The 18862-nt window shown below is 51.3% G+C and carries 19 protein-coding genes; 12 read left to right on the plus strand and 7 right to left on the minus strand.

The genetic code is table 11. The features are described from left to right. Nucleotides 1-242 precede the first annotated feature (242 nt). The 7 genes from IM282_RS21565 to IM282_RS21595 all read left to right on the plus strand — a co-directional run bounded on the left by IM282_RS21565 (nucleotide 243) and on the right by IM282_RS21595 (nucleotide 7280). Complete coding sequence (locus IM282_RS21565; protein ID WP_023299349.1) at nucleotides 243-854, plus strand: fimbrial protein; 612 nt, start codon at nucleotides 243-245, stop codon at nucleotides 852-854. Between the two features lie 85 nt (nucleotides 855-939). Further along, nucleotides 940-1683: a fimbrial chaperone gene (locus IM282_RS21570; RefSeq protein WP_022647082.1), complete on the plus strand. Its 744-nt coding sequence runs from the start codon at nucleotides 940-942 to the stop codon at nucleotides 1681-1683. An 81-nt stretch (nucleotides 1684-1764) separates the two neighbouring features. Further along, complete coding sequence (locus tag IM282_RS21575; protein ID WP_192970814.1) at nucleotides 1765-4359, plus strand: outer membrane usher protein; 2595 nt, start codon at nucleotides 1765-1767, stop codon at nucleotides 4357-4359. Nucleotides 4360-4397: 38 nt separating this feature from the next. Further along, nucleotides 4398-4967 (plus strand): fimbrial protein, encoded by a 570-nt coding sequence (locus tag IM282_RS21580; protein ID WP_032625598.1) that lies wholly within the window; start codon nucleotides 4398-4400, stop codon nucleotides 4965-4967. Between the two features lie 26 nt (nucleotides 4968-4993). Continuing rightward, nucleotides 4994-5557, plus strand: a complete 564-nt coding sequence (locus IM282_RS21585; protein ID WP_192970815.1) for a fimbrial protein — start codon at nucleotides 4994-4996, stop codon at nucleotides 5555-5557. Between the two features lie 14 nt (nucleotides 5558-5571). Further along, nucleotides 5572-6174: a fimbrial-like protein gene (locus IM282_RS21590; protein WP_022647078.1), complete on the plus strand. Its 603-nt coding sequence runs from the start codon at nucleotides 5572-5574 to the stop codon at nucleotides 6172-6174. A gap of 20 nt (nucleotides 6175-6194) precedes the next feature. Next, entirely contained in the window at nucleotides 6195-7280 is a 1086-nt protein-coding gene (locus tag IM282_RS21595; protein ID WP_192970816.1) for a fimbrial protein, read from the plus strand. 3 nt (nucleotides 7281-7283) lie between these two features. Here the strand turns inward: IM282_RS21595 and IM282_RS21600 are convergent, their stop codons facing one another. The 4 genes from IM282_RS21600 to IM282_RS21615 form a co-directional block, all read right to left on the minus strand. Further along, entirely contained in the window at nucleotides 7284-8531 is a 1248-nt protein-coding gene (locus tag IM282_RS21600; RefSeq protein ID WP_192970817.1) for a polysaccharide deacetylase family protein, read from the minus strand. A 63-nt stretch (nucleotides 8532-8594) separates the two neighbouring features. After that, nucleotides 8595-9035 carry a PTS sugar transporter subunit IIA gene (locus IM282_RS21605; RefSeq protein ID WP_022647075.1) on the minus strand — a complete coding sequence of 147 codons (441 nt, stop codon included), beginning with the start codon at nucleotides 9033-9035 and terminating at the stop codon, nucleotides 8595-8597. A gap of 105 nt (nucleotides 9036-9140) precedes the next feature. After that, on the minus strand, nucleotides 9141-9911 hold the full coding sequence (locus IM282_RS21610) for an ABC transporter permease (protein WP_022647074.1): 771 nt from the start codon (nucleotides 9909-9911) through the stop codon (nucleotides 9141-9143). Continuing rightward, nucleotides 9908-10834, minus strand: coding sequence for an ABC transporter ATP-binding protein (locus IM282_RS21615; RefSeq protein ID WP_003856300.1), 927 nt, complete (start codon nucleotides 10832-10834; stop codon nucleotides 9908-9910). Before IM282_RS21615 ends, IM282_RS21610 begins: the two co-directional genes overlap by 4 nt. Before the next feature lie 107 nt (nucleotides 10835-10941). On the opposite strand from IM282_RS21615, the gene can reads away from it, so the two are divergent. Then, on the plus strand, nucleotides 10942-11604 hold the full coding sequence (gene can, locus IM282_RS21620; protein ID WP_003856301.1) for a carbonate dehydratase: 663 nt from the start codon (nucleotides 10942-10944) through the stop codon (nucleotides 11602-11604). A 63-nt stretch (nucleotides 11605-11667) separates the two neighbouring features. Here the strand turns inward: can and hpt are convergent, their stop codons facing one another. Continuing rightward, the gene (gene hpt, locus IM282_RS21625) at nucleotides 11668-12204 is read right to left on the minus strand and encodes a hypoxanthine phosphoribosyltransferase (protein ID WP_003856303.1); all 537 of its coding nucleotides are present in this window, start codon (nucleotides 12202-12204) and stop codon (nucleotides 11668-11670) included. A 206-nt stretch (nucleotides 12205-12410) separates the two neighbouring features. Between hpt and IM282_RS21630 the strand changes: the two genes are divergently transcribed. Further along, on the plus strand, nucleotides 12411-14801 hold the full coding sequence (locus tag IM282_RS21630) for a glucose/quinate/shikimate family membrane-bound PQQ-dependent dehydrogenase (protein WP_023299340.1): 2391 nt from the start codon (nucleotides 12411-12413) through the stop codon (nucleotides 14799-14801). An 86-nt stretch (nucleotides 14802-14887) separates the two neighbouring features. On the opposite strand, the gene cueO is transcribed toward IM282_RS21630, so the two are convergent. After that, entirely contained in the window at nucleotides 14888-16447 is a 1560-nt protein-coding gene (cueO, locus tag IM282_RS21635) for a multicopper oxidase CueO (protein ID WP_032625523.1), read from the minus strand. A 145-nt stretch (nucleotides 16448-16592) separates the two neighbouring features. Between cueO and IM282_RS21640 the strand changes: the two genes are divergently transcribed. From IM282_RS21640 to speD, 3 genes are all read left to right on the plus strand, one after another. Beyond that, nucleotides 16593-16940: a YacC family pilotin-like protein gene (locus tag IM282_RS21640; RefSeq protein ID WP_003856306.1), complete on the plus strand. Its 348-nt coding sequence runs from the start codon at nucleotides 16593-16595 to the stop codon at nucleotides 16938-16940. 101 nt (nucleotides 16941-17041) lie between these two features. Next, nucleotides 17042-17911 (plus strand): polyamine aminopropyltransferase, encoded by an 870-nt coding sequence (gene speE, locus IM282_RS21645; protein WP_022647071.1) that lies wholly within the window; start codon nucleotides 17042-17044, stop codon nucleotides 17909-17911. Further along, a complete protein-coding gene (gene speD / locus IM282_RS21650) occupies nucleotides 17912-18706 on the plus strand; it encodes an adenosylmethionine decarboxylase (RefSeq protein WP_022647070.1) in 795 nt (264 codons plus the stop codon). It begins immediately after the preceding gene. 31 nt (nucleotides 18707-18737) lie between these two features. On the opposite strand, the gene IM282_RS21655 is transcribed toward speD, so the two are convergent. After that, nucleotides 18738-18862: YacL family protein (locus tag IM282_RS21655; RefSeq protein ID WP_192970818.1), on the minus strand; the 125-nt coding region annotated here is incomplete at its 5' end.

The following is an 18862-nucleotide window of genomic DNA, read 5'->3' on the forward strand; positions in this document are numbered from 1 at the left end:
ATTTTTATTAATATATTCAAGTCACCCTGCCGAACACCTACTCATCAAAATGATGAACAATTATTATCATTCACTATTAAATAATCATATTGACTTAAAGATCGTTTAAGTATTTCTAACGCCTAACGGCTTCTCACAACCATTACTCATCACTTAGAATCCTTTTCCCGAAGCATCTGTTCGGAACGAACATAAGCCTTGCTTATGTTCACTTTTCTAGCATTTAAATATGGATATAAAAAATGTCTTTTAATAAATTAGGTCTGGCAACTGTAGTAGCAATGGTTCTGAGTGCGGGTTCTGCAATGGCAGCTGATATTCCTTCAGATACAGGCACTATTACTTTCCACGGTATGGTTTCTAATAACACCTGTAAAGTATCCCTGGATCAGAAGATTGACCAGGATGGTAATGATTTTGACGTTAACCTGGATACCGTGTTTGTAAAAGACTTCGCTAATGCGCTGGGTACCACCAGCACCCTGGGAGAAAAGAAATTCTCCCTCACCCTGACAGGTTGTGATTCTGCTACCGTCAACCAGGCATCTGCTCAGTTTGATTCCTGGGCGGGTTCTTCTTCAACTTCCGGCGGTCTGCTGGTTCCACCATCAAATACTCAAGGCGCCGCTAAAAACGTCAATCTGGTACTGTCAAACGATGGCAACTCCGCTACCGATCAGATCAAACTGGATCAGACCAACAATACCCAGAAAGCAACGATTGATACCACAGGCGCAGGCGCACTTTACTACCGTGTAGCGTATACCCAGGGTCAGAACTGGGATGCGGCCAACAACCCAGTGTCAGCTGGTGTGGTTCAGGCACAAGCTGCATTCACCATGATCTACGAGTAATTTTAAGCGCATAAATAAAATGCTCATATTATCCCCTGACGTACGTCAGGGGACTATTGATATCATTCCAACAGGAAGTGGAAAAATGTTAAGCACATCATTTTATAAAGGATTTAAAGCTGCCTGCTTTACAGCTGCTGCTGTCGCGTCATTCCAGGCAAGCGCAGATATCGTTATTTCGGGAACACGTATTGTTTATCAGCAGTCGCAAAAAGATGTCATCGTTTCTTTAGACAACCGTGGCAAAAAGCCACTATTAGTTCAATCATGGCTCGATGACGGTCGCGATGACACCAACCCACAGGAATTAAAACTACCGTTTATTATTACTCCACCAGTATCCCGAATTGATCCGCAAAAAGGTCAATCCGTTCGGATCTCGTACCTGGGTGGTTCATTGCCGCAAGATCGCGAATCCCTATTCTGGTTCAATGTGCTCGAGATTCCACCGAAGTCAAAAGTGAAAGACGGTGAAAATCCTAACCAGCTCCAGCTGGCATTCCGCACACGTATTAAACTCTTTTTCCGACCTGACGGCCTGAAAGGTACGCCAGGAGATGCAGCAGCCAAAGTAACGTGGTCACAACAAAAACAAGGTAATACGCTAAACCTGATCGCACACAATGATTCCCCTTACAACGTTTCTATTTCAAATGTAAAGCTGAAATCAGCAAATAAAGAGTACCAGGTTGAGCATAAATCTATTTTACCGTTTAGTACTCAAATTATGCAGGTAAAAGGTTTAGGTAGTACTGCCACCGGCACTGTTGCTTACGAAACCATTAATGACAATGGCGGCTCTGATACTTTTGAAAGCAAAGTAAATTAATAACCGCACCACCGCCACATTATAAATATAACACGTATGAATGATTCATAGCATTCATACGACGACTTGTCTGGATGAAGCATGCTATTTCAACGATCAATTTTATGTCTCGCAATCTGTGCAGCATTTCCTCTGCATGCCAGCGAGACTGAAAAAAAAGCTGTAGACACCTCATCCGAAACAGAATCGGCCATTGAATTTAATGACCAGTTCCTTATCGATAATGGTGGAGGTATCAATGTCGATCGTTATGCTTATGGCAACCCAGTTCTGCCAGGTACTTACCGTGTAAAAGTGAATTTGAATGGCAATTCAAAATCCACGGTCGAGATGACATTCATTGATAACAAAACGCCACGTGCCTCAGCATGTCTGACTAAACTCACGCTGACACAGGCAGGCGTTGATACCAGCATATTAGGCGATGATGTCAAAAACGACGAAACGTCTTGCGTAGATATCAAAAAATATTATCCCGGTGCTTCTGAAAATTTTGATAGTAGCAAGCAGGAAATGGATCTTAACTTCCCGCAAATCTACGTGCTTAAGCTTCCAGCAGGGTATGTCGATCCTTCATTATGGGATAATGGTGTTCCGGCCGGATTACTCTCATACGATCTTAATACCTGGCACAGCGAGTCAAACGGCACCAATTCAGATACCGCTTATGCGGGCTTGCATTATGGCCTGAACGTGGGGCCGTGGCGTTTACGTTCTCGCGGCAGTCTGAACTGGGACAGCGATAATGGCACACATTATTCCAGCCAGGATATCTACCTCCAGCGAGACATCACACCACTTAACGCACAGATGGTAATGGGTGATTCCTACACACGCGGTGATGTCTTTGACTCGGTGAGCCTGCGTGGTGCGCGTATGTATAACGATGACCGCATGCTCCCGGAAGGCACCTCTGGCTACGCGCCAGTAATTCGTGGTGTGGCAAACAGTAACGCCAAAGTTAGCGTAACGCAAAGCGGCAATAAAATTTATGAAACCACCGTTCCACCCGGTGCTTTCGAGATCAATGACCTCAGTACAACAGGCTATGGCAATGATTTGATTGTCACTGTAGAGGAAGCCGATGGAAGTAAACGGACGTTTACCGTTCCGTTCTCCTCAGTTACACAAATGCTCCGCCCAGGCTCCAGCCGCTGGGATGTGGGTTTAGGTGAGCTGAATGATGATTCAGTGCATGATAAGCCAAACGTTGGCTACGCAACTTACGCGTATGGTCTGAATAATACCTTTACCGGTTACGTGGGTGCGCAATATACGGATATGGATTTCTACGCCGGCCTGCTTGGTCTGGCTATGAATACCCGTATTGGTGCATTCGCATTAGATGTTACCGGGTCCTATGCCGATATCGACGGGCTGGACACGCTTAAAGGGCAAAGTTATCGGCTGACCTACAGCAAAATGCTTGAAGCCACTAACACATCTCTTAACGTGGCAGCTTATCGCTTCTCTACAGAAGATTATCTCAGCCTTAACGATGCCGCCTCATTGCAGGACAGTATTCATCACGAGGAATATGGCAATCGATCTTATGACAGCAATGCCGAGCTTTATGCTGATTATCAGCGTACCAAAAACCAGATACAGGTCAGCCTGAATCAGCCATTGAATGTTAACGGTGATGAATACGGCTCACTCTATATTAGCGGCACCTGGCAGGATTACTGGAATGACTCTAGCTCCACTTCCGACTACAGCGTGGGTTACAACAATAGTTTTGCTTACGGTAGCTATAGCGTTTCTGTGCAACGCACGTACAACGAAACAGGGGAAAAGGATGACAGCGTTTATTTAAACGTCAGTATTCCATTCAGCATATTCAATAAAGATAGCGCGCAGTCAGGCGGATTCAATAATGTCAACATGAGCCTGCGCACTGATTTAAAAGGCGGTACCAGTTTTAACTCTACGGCAAGCGGCAACTCCAAAAACAGTGAAGTGAGCTATTCCGTTAGCGCCTCATCAAGCGGGGGCAACTACGGCAACCTGAACCAGGTCAGTGGCTATAGCTCATGGAACAGTCCTTACGGGCCGCTCGGTGTCTCAGCGTCCTTTGGCGATGACAATAGTAAACAGTATTCCGCGAGTTATAACGGCGGAATGGTTGTTCACTCGGGTGGCGTTGTATTTACATCCGGCAGTATCGGCGAAACGGATTCACTTGCGCTGGTAAAAGCAAGTGGCGCAACGGGTGCTCGGCTGGGTTACGGCCAAAGCCGCATTAACAGTTCCGGGTACGGGATTATGCCGTATATGTCAGCCTACAGAGAAAACCGAGTATCGCTCGATATTAGTACTCTCGAAGCAGACGTTGAAATCAAAAATACCAGCGCAGTTGCCGTACCTCGCAATGGCTCCGTTGTATTAGTGAATTTTGAAACGGATGAAGGTCGTTCGCTTGTTCTGGAATTACAACGTTCTGATAACGGCTTTATTCCGTTAGGTGCAGACGTTCTGAATGAGAAAAACGAATCTATCGGAACGGTAGGCCAGGCAGGACAAGCTTATGTACGCGGTGTGGAAGACAAAGGCGCTCTCCGGGTGGTATGGGGAAGCGATGGATCCAGCTCTTGCACGGTGCATTATCAGATTCCTGAAAATGCGAAGAAAGCAGGCTTAACCACGATTCTGAGTAATCAACAGTGCCAAATGTAATGATGTTAAAACAGGGAATCACACCCATGGGAAATAATATGAAGAAAAATCATTGCGGTTATTCATTAATCGCATTAGCAATGTTAGCGATGTCAGGTTCTGCTGCGGCAGCCGATCTCAATGTTAACTTCACTGCCAATATCCGCGAAACCACCTGCGATATGAAACTGGTCGGCGGTACGGGTTCAGATACGCAGCAAACGCTGACTATCGGTAATAACGGTCAGGTACGTTTAGATGATGTCAAAGCCGGAACGGCAAATGCCAATTTCAAAATTGTGCTCGTTGAATGCCCGGCGTCGCTGACCTCGTTAAAAACAACCGTAAAAGGAACCAAATCAGGTTATTTAGCTAGCGGCCTTGTTAACCAGATTGCAAAAACTAACGGTGGCGCTGATTACTCTGCGGCTGAAATCGCCAGAGCCGATGCACCAAATACTCCTTTTATCATTAACTCAACCCTGGATTCAGAGCGCCTGGTCTGGAGTCCGACAGAAATCCAGAATAAGGAAGTTGCTCTGGTGGCCACCTTACGTGAAACAAAAGAAAACAGCATGACCATTGGTGATTTTCAGGCCGTGGCGACCTTTGAATTTAGCTACGAGTGATTAGTGCAGGAAAACGGAGCAACATTATGAAATTCAATTCTACTTTTATCGCCCTGTCCGTTTCTGCTCTTCTGTTCTCGGGAATGGCAAGCGCAGCAATTACAGGCACCCCTAGTGTCGAATTAACGATTAAATCAAAAATTGTATCAGGCACATGTACCGCAAAAGTACTTAACGATGCAGGCACAGCCTCCACTGAAATTGCGTTCGGCGACGTATACAAATCCGATCTGGTGAACAAAACCCGTGTCGAGCCGCTCAAGATTAGTTTCACCAACTGTTCTGGAGTAACCAAGGCAACGGTGTCCGCTGCGAAAGGCGCTGGTGGTGAATGCAGTGGCGTCAACAAGACGGGTGATTCTTACTCTGGCGGCTTAGCAACGGGCTTTGAGATCTGGTCGGGTATTGTCGATACTGGCGAGCTTATGAGCTGTAACACGCCTCCGGCTGCTAAGGATGTCACCATTACTGATGGTACCGGTGAATTCCCGATGAATTCCCGTATCGTTATCGGGCAAGGCCAAACCATTGCTGATGTAGGCGCGGGGGCGGTTACTGCGCCAGTCACGTTTACTATCGCTTATCCATAATACCAGGAACCAGTATGCAACAATCACCGTTTATTTTATACCAGCCCGGTCTTGTGTTGCTTATGGGCTTGGCTGGTGGCATCTTGCCTGGCGTAAGCCAGGCAAGCTCAGGATTAGACGTAAATATTACCGCTAACATTGTTAATAGCACCTGTAAGATGACCGTGGAAAATGACGGCGAAATTTATCTCCCCAATGCGATGCGCAGTTGGTTTTATAACCCGGATGGTAGCGATCGTTTTACTGCAACCGATGATGCAGGCGGTACGCCTTTTAAGATCCATGTAGATGATTGCTATGGAGACAGCGGTACGGCTAAAAAGCTGAGTTTTAGCTTTTCGCCGCAGTCGGGTTTCTGGCCAGGACAAAATCAGGTTTTCAAAAGTGATGATACCGCCGCAGGCGCGGCAAAAAATGTCGGCGTCGTCGTTTTCTCTGAAAAATATAAAAAGAATGTTTTAAACAACGACGGCACGTCAAAAATCACTTATGACGTAAGCGGTCAGGATACTGCATTTTTAACGGATTATCAGTTCTATGCCCGATATCAAAATATTGGCGTAGTGGCTGGTGGTGTCGTTACCAGTAAAGTATTGGTTGACGTCACTTACGAATAATAATCAGAACAGGAAAAAGGATGAGAATGTTCAACTTTATAAGACAGGGTTTCAACGTGAAAGGCACAATGGCGTTTGCCATGGCGAGCGCGTTATTAACCCTCAGCCACTCCTGCTGGGCAGATGAGTGCCGCATGAATAATGGAAAAGGCGGCACAACCACGCTGATCAATTCTGACTACTCAGGTGGCACCGTACGTCTTCCCCCTCCGGGTAATTATGCCAGTACTCTTTTTAACGTTAACCTGACACCAGGCATTCAGGCCGAATGTGGTATGGGGGACGATGGTTTTAACCTCGTGTCACAAACAAACCCGACCTTGCTGATGGGGAGCAGTTATGGCAGGGCTATGTTTGAAACAAATATTCCGGGGATTTATTATTCCGTAAGGGTGCACACCGCAGAAAGCACTGGAGGCATGGGTGGTTACTTCGCTATGAATACTACTGGCTGGACTACCGTTGCATCCTCAGGTAAGTCTGACCCCTGGGATAGAAAATGGATAAACACCTCAGTTCAAATTTATATTGATGAAGGTTACAGAGGCAACCCGAACAAAGAAACCGCAATCAGACCCAAACCCGGCACTCTGGGTAAAATGGCTATTGGTAATCCAGATGATACTAACAACCAACCATGGACATTTGTGGTCAACGAGGACTCATTCCAGATCCCGATCGTTCTTCCAACCTGCGACATGGCCATGCTATCGGATGGTACTAATAATGTTAACCTGGGGGAATATTATGTTTCAGACATTAAAAACAATCGGGTTAAGGATATCCCTTTTTCAATTAGCTTAAGTAATTGTACCGGTGTGGCAAATATCACAACCAAACTCACCACCTCAAAGCTAACCGGAAAAAATAATGATCTTCTTGGTAATACGCTTTCGTCCGAAGCTGAGGGCGCAGGCGTGAGAATCATGTATAACGGAACCTCTCAACTTCTGCCGAATAATCCTGACTCATCCTATGTCATAACGGATTATCAAACCCCTGAATCCAAGCAAATTAATTATGTTGCTCAACTGGTAGCAAACGGAAACACAGTGAAACCGGGGTCGTTTAAAGCCACCGGTGTATTCACCCTTTCATACGACTAACCGCTATCCCTGCGGCTGATTACTGATCAGCCGCGACATCGTCTCCAGTGAGTCCGTTCTTAATATATACAAACGCTTCAACAGGAACGGATTATCCCCCGGCTTCACCTTCCCCTTCATCGTCGTCACTGCCAGATGAAAACCAGCGTCATTCGCTGCCTTTATCGCTTTATTGTCATAGCCGCCAAACGGATACGAAACATACAACACGCGCGGGTTGAACTGCGCCAGTGCACGACGTGAGCGTTCAAAATCAAACAGGATCACGTGATAGCTACGGCTCAACAGGATGGGGTGTTTATAGCCATCCACGCGATGCAGGAAATGAGTGTGAGACTGAATGTCGAACACATCCTGGATGCCCTTAATTTCCTGAACGCTCATAAACTGCAGCGATTTTGGATCCCACTTCTGCGGGTGGCCTTTGATTCGGGATGAAATAATAAACGCCGTCGCGTTGAAGCCATATTCTTTCAGAACAGGGTACGCGTAACGACTCACCGATTTGAGACCATCATCAAAAGTGATCACCACCGCTTTCGCGGGCAGGTTCATCTTGTTACGCACGTACCCTTCAAGCTGGTACATCGTCAGCGTGGTATAGCCCTGATCGCGTAACCAGGCCATCTGATTATTAAACGCACGTACGCTGGTCGTCGTGGAGGTATGTCGAAAACGGGTGTTCTCTTCATCACGCAAAATATGATGGTAGGTCAGAACCGGTAGCCCGTTATCTTCCTGCGCATCCAGGCTGCTTGCCCATGCCAGACGATTACCGATACGGATCTGGAACCAGGTCTGGTTCAGGCGGTCTTTCAGCTTATTCAGAATCGGATAGCGAAGATTAGCGCTTAAGGTGCCAAAGGGCGCGCTTCCGCTGCTGGGGGCGTTATACACCGGCGTGTCTTTCCAGGTAATGAGGTTTTGATTACTGAGCGGCTTGTTCAAGTCACCCAGGCTATCCTCAACGCGTTGTTTGCCCTGCACTTTTTCAAGGTGGTCTTTATCAATAAACCCCGTACCGAATCCGAAACGAAATTCATAGTAATCCGCCGCGGCCGGAAAGACAGCGAGGATCTGCCCGGCGCGGACATTCCCCACATTCACAACGGCATTTCCCACCTGCGCCCAGATGGCCGCATCTTCGGTGGTTTGCATATATTGGGCAGGAAGGCCTTGCTGACTGGTCAGGCTGGCAGACGCACCACCGGAAACCACGAGCAGAAGGATAAAGATAACGCGTTTGAGCATGGAATATAAATCGACACAGAAAATCAGCCGCCATTGTAACAAAAGCGGCATCAATACCAATGTTTAATGCTTATACAGATCGTGAAGCAGAACAAAAGGCGGGTTCTTCTGCTGCTGGTGCCACAAGCTGCTCACGCCCGGCGAGCCCTGCGCCACAATGGCGTGACGAAACTCAGCGCTGCTCAACGTTGCGCGCAGCGGATACATCGCTTCGAGTAAAGGCAGGCTGATACCGGAGATTACTTCACAGTTATCGTGCTTATGGCTCATTAGGGCAGCCGCACGGTATGGCGCCGCGCCGGATCTGTCAGTGAGAAAAATCACGCCATCGCCGGTGTCGGTTTCATGCAGCGCGTCACACATCATCCGGCTGAGCATATTGGTGCTCAGCCCTCGCCAGTAATTTACCGCACGACATTGCGCCAGGGGGCCAAATCGGGCCTCCAGCTTAAGCAGCATTTCCTGTGCCTCTTCATCGTGGCAGGTGATCACCCATCCCAGCATAACGTCTCTCCTTAGCAGGCGAGTAGTTTATCCAGGTGAAGGTTAGTTTACGGTGATAACTGTCAAAGAAAGTGCCCGGCAAACAGAACGTCGCCGGGCAGAAGGTTAGCTACGCAGCCCGCGTCCGCGCTGGATCAGATACCAGCACAGCAGATAGAATGCCACGATAAACACCACCAGCACCACAACGGTGGTGAACAGCGGGACATCGGCAATGCCGAGGAAGCCAAAGCGGAAGCCGCTGATCATGTAGACAATCGGGTTCAGGTGCGACAGCGCCTGCCAGAACGGCGGCAGCAGCGTCAGGGAGTAAAACACCCCGCCCAGATAGGTCAGCGGCGTCAGCACGAAGGTCGGGATCAGGCTGATGTCATCAAACGTTTTAGCAAACACCGCGTTCAGCAGCCCGGCGAGGGAGAACAGGATCGCCGTCAGCAATAATGTGAGCGCCACGAACAGCCACGAATGCACCTGGAAAGGGACGAAGAACAACGAAATCGCCGTCACCAGAATCCCCACGCACAGCCCGCGCGCTACGCCGCCGCCCACGTAACCGGCGATGATCACATGCGTTGGCACCGGGGCCACCAGCAGCTCTTCAATGTTGCGCTGGAACTTGGCGCTAAAGAACGACGACGCCACGTTCGCGTAAGCGTTGGTGATCACCGCCATCATGATCAGGCCCGGCACGATAAACTGCATATAGGTAAAACCGTGCATCTCACCAATGCGGGAGCCAATCAGGTTACCGAAAATGATGAAGTAGAGCGTCATGGTGATCACCGGCGGCACCAGGGTTTGCACCCAGATACGCATAAAGCGGTTAATCTCTTTTGCCCAGATGCTTTTCAGCGCGACCCAGTAAAGATGCGTCATGCCTTGTCTCCTTGTTTGTCGTGCACCAGAGAGACAAACAGCTCTTCCAGTCGGTTTGCTTTGTTACGCATGCTTAATACCTGAATGCCCTGCGCACTCAACTGTGAGAACACGCTGTTGATACCCTGCTCGCGCAGCACTTCTACCTCCAGCGTCGAGGTATCGACCAGGCGATAGTTGTAGCCCTCCAGTTTCGGCAGCGCGCTTTTCGCCGCCAGATCGAGGATAAATGTCTCTGATTTGAGCTTGGAGAGCAGATTCTTCATCGAGGTGTTTTCCACCAGCTCACCGTGCTGAATAATGCCGATATTGCGGCACAGCATTTCCGCCTCTTCCAGGTAGTGCGTGGTCAGAATGATGGTGGTGCCTTTATCGTTCAGATCTTTCAGGAAACCCCACATGGAACGACGCAGTTCAATATCCACGCCAGCAGTCGGCTCATCAAGGATAAGCAGCTTTGGCTCGTGCATCAGCGCGCGGGCAATCATCAGGCGGCGCTTCATCCCCCCGGACAACATCCGCGCGCGTTCGTTACGCTTCTCCCACAGGTCGAGCTGTTTCAGATACTTTTCGCTGCGCTCAAGCGCCTCTTTGCGCTCAACGCCATAGTAACCCGCCTGGTTAACAACAATCTGCTGTACCGTCTCAAACGGGTTGAAGTTGAACTCCTGCGGCACCAGCCCCAGCTGACGCTTGGCGTTGACCACATCTTTTTGCAGATCGTAGCCAAACACGCTGACGCGGCCGGAGGTTTTGTTGACCAGCGAGCTGATGATCCCGATGGTGGTGGATTTCCCCGCCCCGTTCGGCCCCAGAAGCGCGTAGAAATCTCCCGCTTCGACTTTAAGATCTATCCCGCGCAGCGCCTGAACGCCCCCCGGGTAGGTTTTTTTGAGCTGTTCAAGCTCCAGTGCAATCGCCATGAATTCAACTTACCTTAAGTTCTGACACACGTTGTGTGGTTTCATTAAAAGTCGGGTTACCCTATAGTAGCGCAACGCAATCACTTGGTTACAGGTCGCTAACCTCCATGAACGACATAGATACACTCATCAGCAACAATGCACTATGGTCAAAAATGCTGGTGGAGGAAGACCCCGGATTTTTTGGAAAACTCGCGCAAGCGCAGAACCCGCGCTTTCTCTGGATTGGATGTTCTGACAGCCGTGTCCCCGCCGAACGTCTGACGGGTCTTGAACCTGGCGAACTGTTTGTTCACCGCAATGTGGCTAACCTGGTTATTCATACCGATCTCAACTGCCTTTCGGTTGTGCAGTACGCCGTTGACGTTCTTGAGGTTGAGCACATCATTATTTGTGGCCACTACGGCTGCGGCGGCGTGCAGGCGGCGGTCGAAAACACAGAGCTGGGGTTAATCGATAACTGGCTGCTGCACATTCGTGATATCTGGTTCAAACATAGCTCACTGCTGGGCGAAATGCCGCAGGAGCGCCGTCTCGACACCCTGTGTGAGCTGAACGTAATGGAGCAGGTGTATAACCTGGGCCATTCGACGATTATGCAGTCTGCCTGGAAACGCGGGCAGAAGGTCTCCATCCACGGCTGGGCGTACGGTATTCACGACGGTCTGCTGCGCAATCTGGAAGTGACCGCCACCAACCGCGAAACGCTGGAACAGCGTTACCGCTCGGGAATTGCCAACCTCAAGCTTAAGCATGTGAACCATAAATAACAAAGCCGGGGGTTTTCACCCTCTCCCTGTGGGAGAGGGCTGGGTGAGGGCAACAGCCCGCAATTATTCGTCCAGAATCACTACTTTCCCAACATACGGCAGATGGCGATAACGCTGCGCGTAATCAATGCCGTAACCCACCACGAATTCGTCCGGGATGGAGAAACCAACGAACTCCACCGGCACCTGCACTTCACGGCGCTCAGGCTTATCCAGCAGGGTACAAATCGCCAGTGATTTTGGTTCACGCAGGCTCAGGATCTCACGCACTTTAGAGAGCGTGTTGCCGGAGTCGATGATGTCCTCAACAATCAACACATCTTTGCCACGAATATCTTCATCCAGATCTTTCAGGATTTTCACATCACGGGTTGTGGACATGCCGCTGCCGTAACTGGAGGCGGTCATAAAATCGACCTCGTGCGGCACCTGCACTTCACGGCACAGGTCTGCCATGAACATGAAAGAACCACGCAACAGACCGACCAGCACCATTTCGCTGCCGCTGTCCTTGTAATGTTCGGTGATTTGACGACCCAGTTCGGCGATACGCGCTTTGATCTCGGCTTCCGGGATCATCACTTCAACAGTATGTTTCATATTACTAACCAAATGATTTTAGTGAAAATCTCTCAATGCGGATGACTCTCGCTCCGGCATCGATACGCAAGCCAGCCATTATACCAGTAAATGGATTGCCCTGGCGTATGAGTTATAAAAAGCAATATTTGTGATTCCGATCACAGTTGTTAATACCTATAATTAATTGCTAGCAAATAATTAACAAAACTGACGAGTACTTTTCTATGGCTGAAACAAAAACTAAACAGCCGCGTCTACTGGTGACATTAACAGCCGCGTTTGCCGCATTCTGCGCGCTGTATTTGTTAATCGGTGGCGTATGGCTGGTCGCGATTGGCGGCTCCTGGTACTACCCGATTGCGGGTCTGGTTATGGTTGGCGTAACCGTCCTGCTTTTACGCAGAAAACAATCTGCTCTGTGGCTGTACGCAGCGTTACTGCTCGCAACCATGATCTGGGGCGTCTGGGAAGTCGGGTTCGACTTCTGGGCGTTGACGCCGCGCAGCGACATTCTGGTCTTCTTCGGTATCTGGCTGATCCTGCCGTTTGTCTGGCGTCGTCTGATCGTCCCTTCCAGTGGTGCTGTAGCCGGTCTGGTCGTTGCCCTGCTGATTAGTGGCGGCATCCTGACCTGGGCCGGATTCAACGACCCGCAGGAGATCCACGGTACGCTGAACACTGAATCCACACCGGCTGCGGCTATTTCGCAGGTGGCTGACGGCGACTGGCCAGCATATGGTCGAAATCAGGAAGGTCAACGTTACTCCCCGCTGAAGCAGATCAACGCGGACAACGTGAAAAACCTGAAGGAAGCCTGGGTATTCCGTACCGGCGACCTGAAAATGCCGAACGATCCGGGTGAGCTGACCAACGAAGTGACCCCGATTAAAGTGGGCAACATGCTCTACCTGTGTACGGCGCACCAGCGTCTGTTCGCGCTCGACGCGGCCACCGGTAAAGAGAAATGGCACTTTGATCCACAGCTGAACTCCAACCCGTCGTTCCAGCACATCACCTGCCGCGGCGTCTCTTACCACGAAGCGCGCGCTGATAATGCCAGCCCGGAAGTCATTGCCGACTGTCCTCGCCGCATTATGCTGCCGGTGAACGATGGCCGCCTGTTTGCCATCAACGCTGAGACCGGTAAGCTGTGCGAAACCTTCGCTAACAAAGGCATTCTGAATCTTCAGACCAACATGCCGGACACTACGCCGGGTCTGTATGAGCCGACCTCCCCGCCAATCATTACCGATAAAACCATCGTGATTGCCGGTTCGGTAACGGATAACTTCTCTACCCGCGAAACCTCCGGCGTTATCCGTGGTTTCGACGTGAACACCGGTAAACTGCTGTGGGCCTTCGACCCGGGCGCGAAAGATCCCAACGCGATCCCATCGGATGAACACACCTTTACCTTTAACTCACCGAACTCCTGGGCACCGGCAGCGTATGACGCGAAGCTGGACCTGGTTTACCTGCCGATGGGCGTGACCACGCCGGATATCTGGGGCGGTAACCGTACGCCGGAGCAGGAACGTTACGCCAGCTCCATCGTGGCGCTGAACGCAACGACCGGTAAACTGGCATGGAGCTACCAGACCGTTCACCACGATCTGTGGGATATGGATATGCCGTCCCAGCCGACGCTGGCGGACATTACCGTTAACGGTAAAACCGTTCCGGTGATTTACGCCCCGGCCAAAACCGGCAACATCTTCGTGCTGGATCGCAGCAACGGTAAGCTGGTTGTTCCTGCGCCGGAAAAACCGGTTCCGCAGGGTGCGGCCAAAGGCGACTACGTCACCAAAACGCAGCCGTTCTCTGATCTGAGTTTCCGTCCGGAGAAAGACCTCAGCGGTGCAGACATGTGGGGTGCCACGATGTTTGACCAGCTGGTATGCCGCGTGATGTTCCACCAGCTGCGCTATGAAGGCATCTTCACGCCGCCGTCAGAGCAGGGCACGCTGGTCTTCCCGGGTAACCTGGGGATGTTCGAGTGGGGTGGGATCTCCGTTGACCCTAACCGTCAGGTCGCCATCGCTAACCCAATGGCGCTGCCGTTCGTTTCCCGTCTGATCCCACGCGGTCCGGGTAACCCAATGGAGCAGCCGAAAGATGCGAAAGGCAGCGGTACCGAAGCCGGTATCCAGCCGCAGTATGGCGTTCCTTATGGTGTGACCCTGAATCCGTTCCTTTCTCCGTTCGGTCTGCCGTGTAAACAGCCTGCCTGGGGTTACATCTCCGGTCTGGATCTGAAGACCAACAAGATCGTCTGGAAGAAACGTATTGGTACGCCACAGGACAGCATGCCGTTCCCGATGCCTGTTCCAGTGCCGTTCAATATGGGTATGCCAATGCTGGGTGGCCCAATCTCCACCGCCGGTAACGTGCTGTTCATCGCGGCAACCGCAGATAACTACCTGCGCGCCTACAACATGACCAACGGTGAAAAACTGTGGCAAGGCCGTCTGCCAGCCGGTGGACAGGCAACGCCGATGACCTATGAAGTGAATGGCAAACAGTACGTTGTCATCTCCGCAGGTGGTCACGGTTCGTTTGGCACGAAGATGGGCGACTATATTGTCGCGTATGCACTGCCTGACGACGCTAAGTAATGAAAAAGCCCGGTGGCGCTAACGCTTACCGGGCTTTCGGGTGTCCTATGTAGGCCGGGTAAGGCGAAGCCGCTACCCGGCTTTTTTTATACGGTAAAGCCCAGCATCATCCCCGTATCTTCATGCTCCAGCAGATGGCAGTGGGCCATATAGGCAAACTCTTTCGGCGCTTCGTGATCGAACTTCACCAGCACCTCGCTGACACCGCCTTCCACCCTCACCGTATCTTTCCAGCCCCGGCGATGCGCGTCCGGCGCTTTACCGTTCTCAGAGAGAATACGGAACTGCGTGCCGTGGATATGGAACGGGTGCAGCATCATGTCGCCTTCGCCTGAAATCACCCAGCGTTCAAACTGCCCTTTCGTGGCGGCGAACATGGGCGTGTTCATATCGAACGCTTTGCCGTTGATGCGGTTGGCGTTGTGGAAATCGAAACCATGGCCGCCGTGATCCATGCCGCCCATTTTACCGTGGTCCATATTCATATGGCCCATCATCTGGCCGTGGTGCATTCCCGCCATGGCCTGATTGCCGTACTTCTTCATCAGCGCCTGCATGCCCATCATGTCGAGCATCGGGTCCATGGAGAGCTGAAGTTTACGCTGCGTAAGCCCGTCCAGCGACGGGAGTGCGGGTAGCGTGGTGAGGGCGTCCGGCAGCGTACCGGAAGCGGCGATCTGTAGCGGCTGAATGCGCAGGACCGGATGGGGTTTATCAAACGGCGCAACGGCCATCCCCATCTGGCTGACCGGCAGGGTCACCAGGTCAAACGCTTTGCCATCGCTGATATCCACCAGCACCTCGAAGCGCTCGCCCATCAGCATCGGCAGCTCGCTCACCTTCACCGGTTCCGGCAGCAGGCCGCCGTCGCTTGCCACCACATACAGCGGGCGTTTATCGCTGGTGGCGAAGTTCAGCGAGCGGGCGTTACAGCCATTTAGCAGGCGTAAACGCAGCCAGCCTTTTGGCGCGGCATGCTGCGGGTAGATTGCGCCGTTGGTCAGCAGCGTATCGCCAAACCAGCCTACCGCCGCGCTCATTACGTCCAGCTGATAGTCAATTTGCCCGTCAGCGCTGAATTTTTTGTCCTGCACAATCACCGGGACATCGTCGATACCCCACTGTTTTGGCAGGCGCAGCAGGCGGCTTTCATCGTCTTCAATCAGCACCAGACCGGCCAGCCCCATCGCCACCTGATGGCCCGTTTTGCCATGCTGATGCGGGTGGAACCAGCAGGTCGCCGCACGCTGGTCAGGAGTAAAGGTGACGCTGCGTTTACCACCAGGCCTGATGACGCCCTGAGGCCCCCCATCCACTTCGCCCGGGACTTCCAGCCCATGCCAGTGCAGCGTGGTCTCTTGCGCTAACGTGTTATGAATGTCTACCGTCACCGCCTTCCCTTTGCGTAACTGCAACGCAGGGCCGAGCAAATTGCCGTTATAACCCCACGTCGTGGCGGCGTGCTGACCGAACGTGGTTTTACCGGCCTGCACCACAAGCTGAATGCGGCTGCGGGCATCTGCGGCGAGTAATTCAGGTATGGGTAAAGCAGGTCTGTCGGCGGCAAAAACGGCGCGGCTCCAGAGCGGTAACGCGCTGGCAACCCCCAGCGCGGCAGAAAATTTTAAAAAATCACGACGTTGCATGTGCATTTCCTTATTTCCAGCAGGCGATCTTTTGAGCATAAACCCTCCCCTTACCGGAAGGTCAAGCACGGCGGCAATAATAAAGATCGTCGGCCTGGCATCAAGTATGCTAACGTTAATTTTCCGTGATGCAGTGGTAAAGGCAATGAAGACGTTTTTCAGAACAATTTTGTTCGCCAGCCTGATGGCGATGTGTGCGAACAGTTACGCGCTAAGTGAAAACGAAGCGGAAGATATGGCCGATCTGACGGCAGTTTTTGTTTTTCTGAAAAACGATTGTGGTTACCAGAATTTACCCAATGGGCAAATTCGTCGCGCACTGGTCTTTTTTGCCCAGCAGAACCAATGGGACCTCAGCAACTACGACAGCTTCGACATGAAGGCGCTCGGTGAAGACAGCTACCGTGATTTAAGCGGTATTGGCATTCCCACTGCTAAAAAATGCAAAGCGCTGGCTCGCGATTCACTCAGCCTGCTCGCCTACGTGAAGTAACCTTCCCGACGCCCCTTGTTGACCCGCTAACCGCTTCACGGCGGTGTTGTGTTGCGCCCATCTGCCGGATGTAATGGATGCTAACGAAGGAGGTGCTCCCCATGACCGAAAAAACGGTATGGCAAGAAACGCTGCATGACCAGTTTGGTCAGTATTTTGCCGTGGATAACGTGCTCTATCATGAGAAAACCGATCATCAGGATCTGATAATCTTCGAAAACGCCGCCTTTGGCCGCGTAATGGCGCTGGACGGCGTGGTGCAAACCACCGAGCGCGACGAGTTTATCTATCACGAAATGATGACCCACGTCCCGCTGCTGGCCCACGGCCACGCGAAGGACGTGCTGATTATCGGCGGCGGCGACGGCGCGATGCTGCGTGAAGTCTCGCGTCATCAGAATGTCGAAACCATCACCATGGTGGAAATCGACGCCGGTGTGGTGTCGTTCTGCCGCCAGTATCTGCCCAACCACAATGCTGGCAGCTATGACGATCCGCGGTTTAATCTGGTTATCGACGATGGCGTCAATTTTGTTAACCAGACCACGCAAACGTTTGATGTCATTATCTCTGACTGTACCGACCCTATCGGCCCCGGCGCGTCGCTGTTTACCTCGTCGTTTTACGAAGGCTGCAAGCGATGCCTGAAGCCTGGCGGGATTTTTGTGGCGCAAAACGGCGTTTGCTTCCTGCAACAGGATGAAGCGCTTGATAGCCACCGTAAGCTGAGCACCTATTTTGCTGACGTCAGCTTCTACCAGGCGGCGATCCCCACTTACTACGGCGGGATCATGACCTTTGCCTGGGCGACGGATAACGACGTCCTGCGCCATCTCTCCACCGAAATTATCCAGGCCCGCTTCCACCAGGCCGGACTCAAATGCCGATACTACAACCCGGCGATCCACACCGCAGCCTTTGCGTTGCCTCAATATCTGCAAGACGCGCTGTCCTCAAAGGAGGTGAACTAATTGAAAAAGCTTAAACTGCATGGCTTTAACAATCTGACCAAAAGCCTGAGTTTTTGTATTTACGATATCTGCTACGCCAAAACAGCAGAAGAGCGCGATGGTTATATCGCCTATATCGATGAACTCTACAACGCCAACCGTCTGACCGAGATCCTGACAGAGACCTGCTCGATTATCGGCGCCAACATCCTGAATATCGCGCGGCAGGATTACGAGCCGCAGGGAGCAAGCGTCACCATTCTGGTCAGCGAAGAGCCGGTTGACCCGCAGCTTATCGACAAAACCGAGCACCCCGGCCCGCTGCCAGAAGTGGTTGTCGCCCACCTGGATAAAAGCCATATCTGCGTGCACACCTACCCGGAAAGCCACCCGGAAGGCGGACTGTGTACCTTCCGCGCGGATATTGAAGTGTCGACCTGCGGCGTGATTTCACCGCTGAATGCGTTGAATTATTTAATCCACCAGCTGGAATCCGATATCGTCACTATTGATTATCGCGTACGCGGTTTTACCCGTGATATCAACGGCATGAAGCACTTCATCGATCATGAGATCAACTCCATTCAGAACTTCATGTCCGACGACATGAAGTCGCTATACGACATGATGGATGTGAACGTCTATCAGGAAAATATCTTCCACACCAAAATGTTACTTAAGGAATTCGACCTTAAGCACTACATGTTCCACACGAAGCCGGAAGATTTAAGCGAAGAAGAGCGTAAGGTCATTACCGACCTGCTCTGGAAAGAGATGCGCGAAATTTACTACGGCCGTAACATTCCGACCGTGTAATCGTGGCCCGAAGCAGGGACGCTTCGGGGAATTACTTCTGTTTCATAAAGTCGCGGTAGGCGTTCACCACTTTCAGGAAATCTTCCACACCGCACAGCGACAGGCTTTCTTCGTCGTAGTAGCTCATCCCCTCTTCCATCTCATCACCCGAGAACT

This window comes from Enterobacter cloacae complex sp. P29RS (assembly GCF_014893445.1).
Taxonomy (GTDB): Bacteria; Pseudomonadota; Gammaproteobacteria; order Enterobacterales; family Enterobacteriaceae; genus Enterobacter; species Enterobacter intestinihominis.

What these genes read in the sequence shown, in the direction of transcription:
- IM282_RS21565 (WP_023299349.1), top strand. Translation starts at nt 243, where the DNA reads ATGTCTTTTAATAAATTAGGTCTGGCAACTGTAGTAGCAATGGTTCTG.
- IM282_RS21570 (WP_022647082.1), top strand. Translation starts at nt 940, where the DNA reads ATGTTAAGCACATCATTTTATAAAGGATTTAAAGCTGCCTGCTTTACA.
- IM282_RS21575 (WP_192970814.1), top strand. Translation starts at nt 1,765, where the DNA reads ATGCTATTTCAACGATCAATTTTATGTCTCGCAATCTGTGCAGCATTT.
- IM282_RS21580 (WP_032625598.1), top strand. Translation starts at nt 4,398, where the DNA reads ATGAAGAAAAATCATTGCGGTTATTCATTAATCGCATTAGCAATGTTA.
- IM282_RS21585 (WP_192970815.1), top strand. Translation starts at nt 4,994, where the DNA reads ATGAAATTCAATTCTACTTTTATCGCCCTGTCCGTTTCTGCTCTTCTG.
- IM282_RS21590 (WP_022647078.1), top strand. Translation starts at nt 5,572, where the DNA reads ATGCAACAATCACCGTTTATTTTATACCAGCCCGGTCTTGTGTTGCTT.
- IM282_RS21595 (WP_192970816.1), top strand. Translation starts at nt 6,195, where the DNA reads ATGAGAATGTTCAACTTTATAAGACAGGGTTTCAACGTGAAAGGCACA.
- IM282_RS21600 (WP_192970817.1), bottom strand. Translation starts at nt 8,531, where the DNA reads ATGCTCAAACGCGTTATCTTTATCCTTCTGCTCGTGGTTTCCGGTGGT.
- IM282_RS21605 (WP_022647075.1), bottom strand. Translation starts at nt 9,035, where the DNA reads ATGCTGGGATGGGTGATCACCTGCCACGATGAAGAGGCACAGGAAATG.
- IM282_RS21610 (WP_022647074.1), bottom strand. Translation starts at nt 9,911, where the DNA reads ATGACGCATCTTTACTGGGTCGCGCTGAAAAGCATCTGGGCAAAAGAG.
- IM282_RS21615 (WP_003856300.1), bottom strand. Translation starts at nt 10,834, where the DNA reads ATGGCGATTGCACTGGAGCTTGAACAGCTCAAAAAAACCTACCCGGGG.
- can (WP_003856301.1), top strand. Translation starts at nt 10,942, where the DNA reads ATGAACGACATAGATACACTCATCAGCAACAATGCACTATGGTCAAAA.
- hpt (WP_003856303.1), bottom strand. Translation starts at nt 12,204, where the DNA reads ATGAAACATACTGTTGAAGTGATGATCCCGGAAGCCGAGATCAAAGCG.
- IM282_RS21630 (WP_023299340.1), top strand. Translation starts at nt 12,411, where the DNA reads ATGGCTGAAACAAAAACTAAACAGCCGCGTCTACTGGTGACATTAACA.
- cueO (WP_032625523.1), bottom strand. Translation starts at nt 16,447, where the DNA reads ATGCAACGTCGTGATTTTTTAAAATTTTCTGCCGCGCTGGGGGTTGCC.
- IM282_RS21640 (WP_003856306.1), top strand. Translation starts at nt 16,593, where the DNA reads ATGAAGACGTTTTTCAGAACAATTTTGTTCGCCAGCCTGATGGCGATG.
- speE (WP_022647071.1), top strand. Translation starts at nt 17,042, where the DNA reads ATGACCGAAAAAACGGTATGGCAAGAAACGCTGCATGACCAGTTTGGT.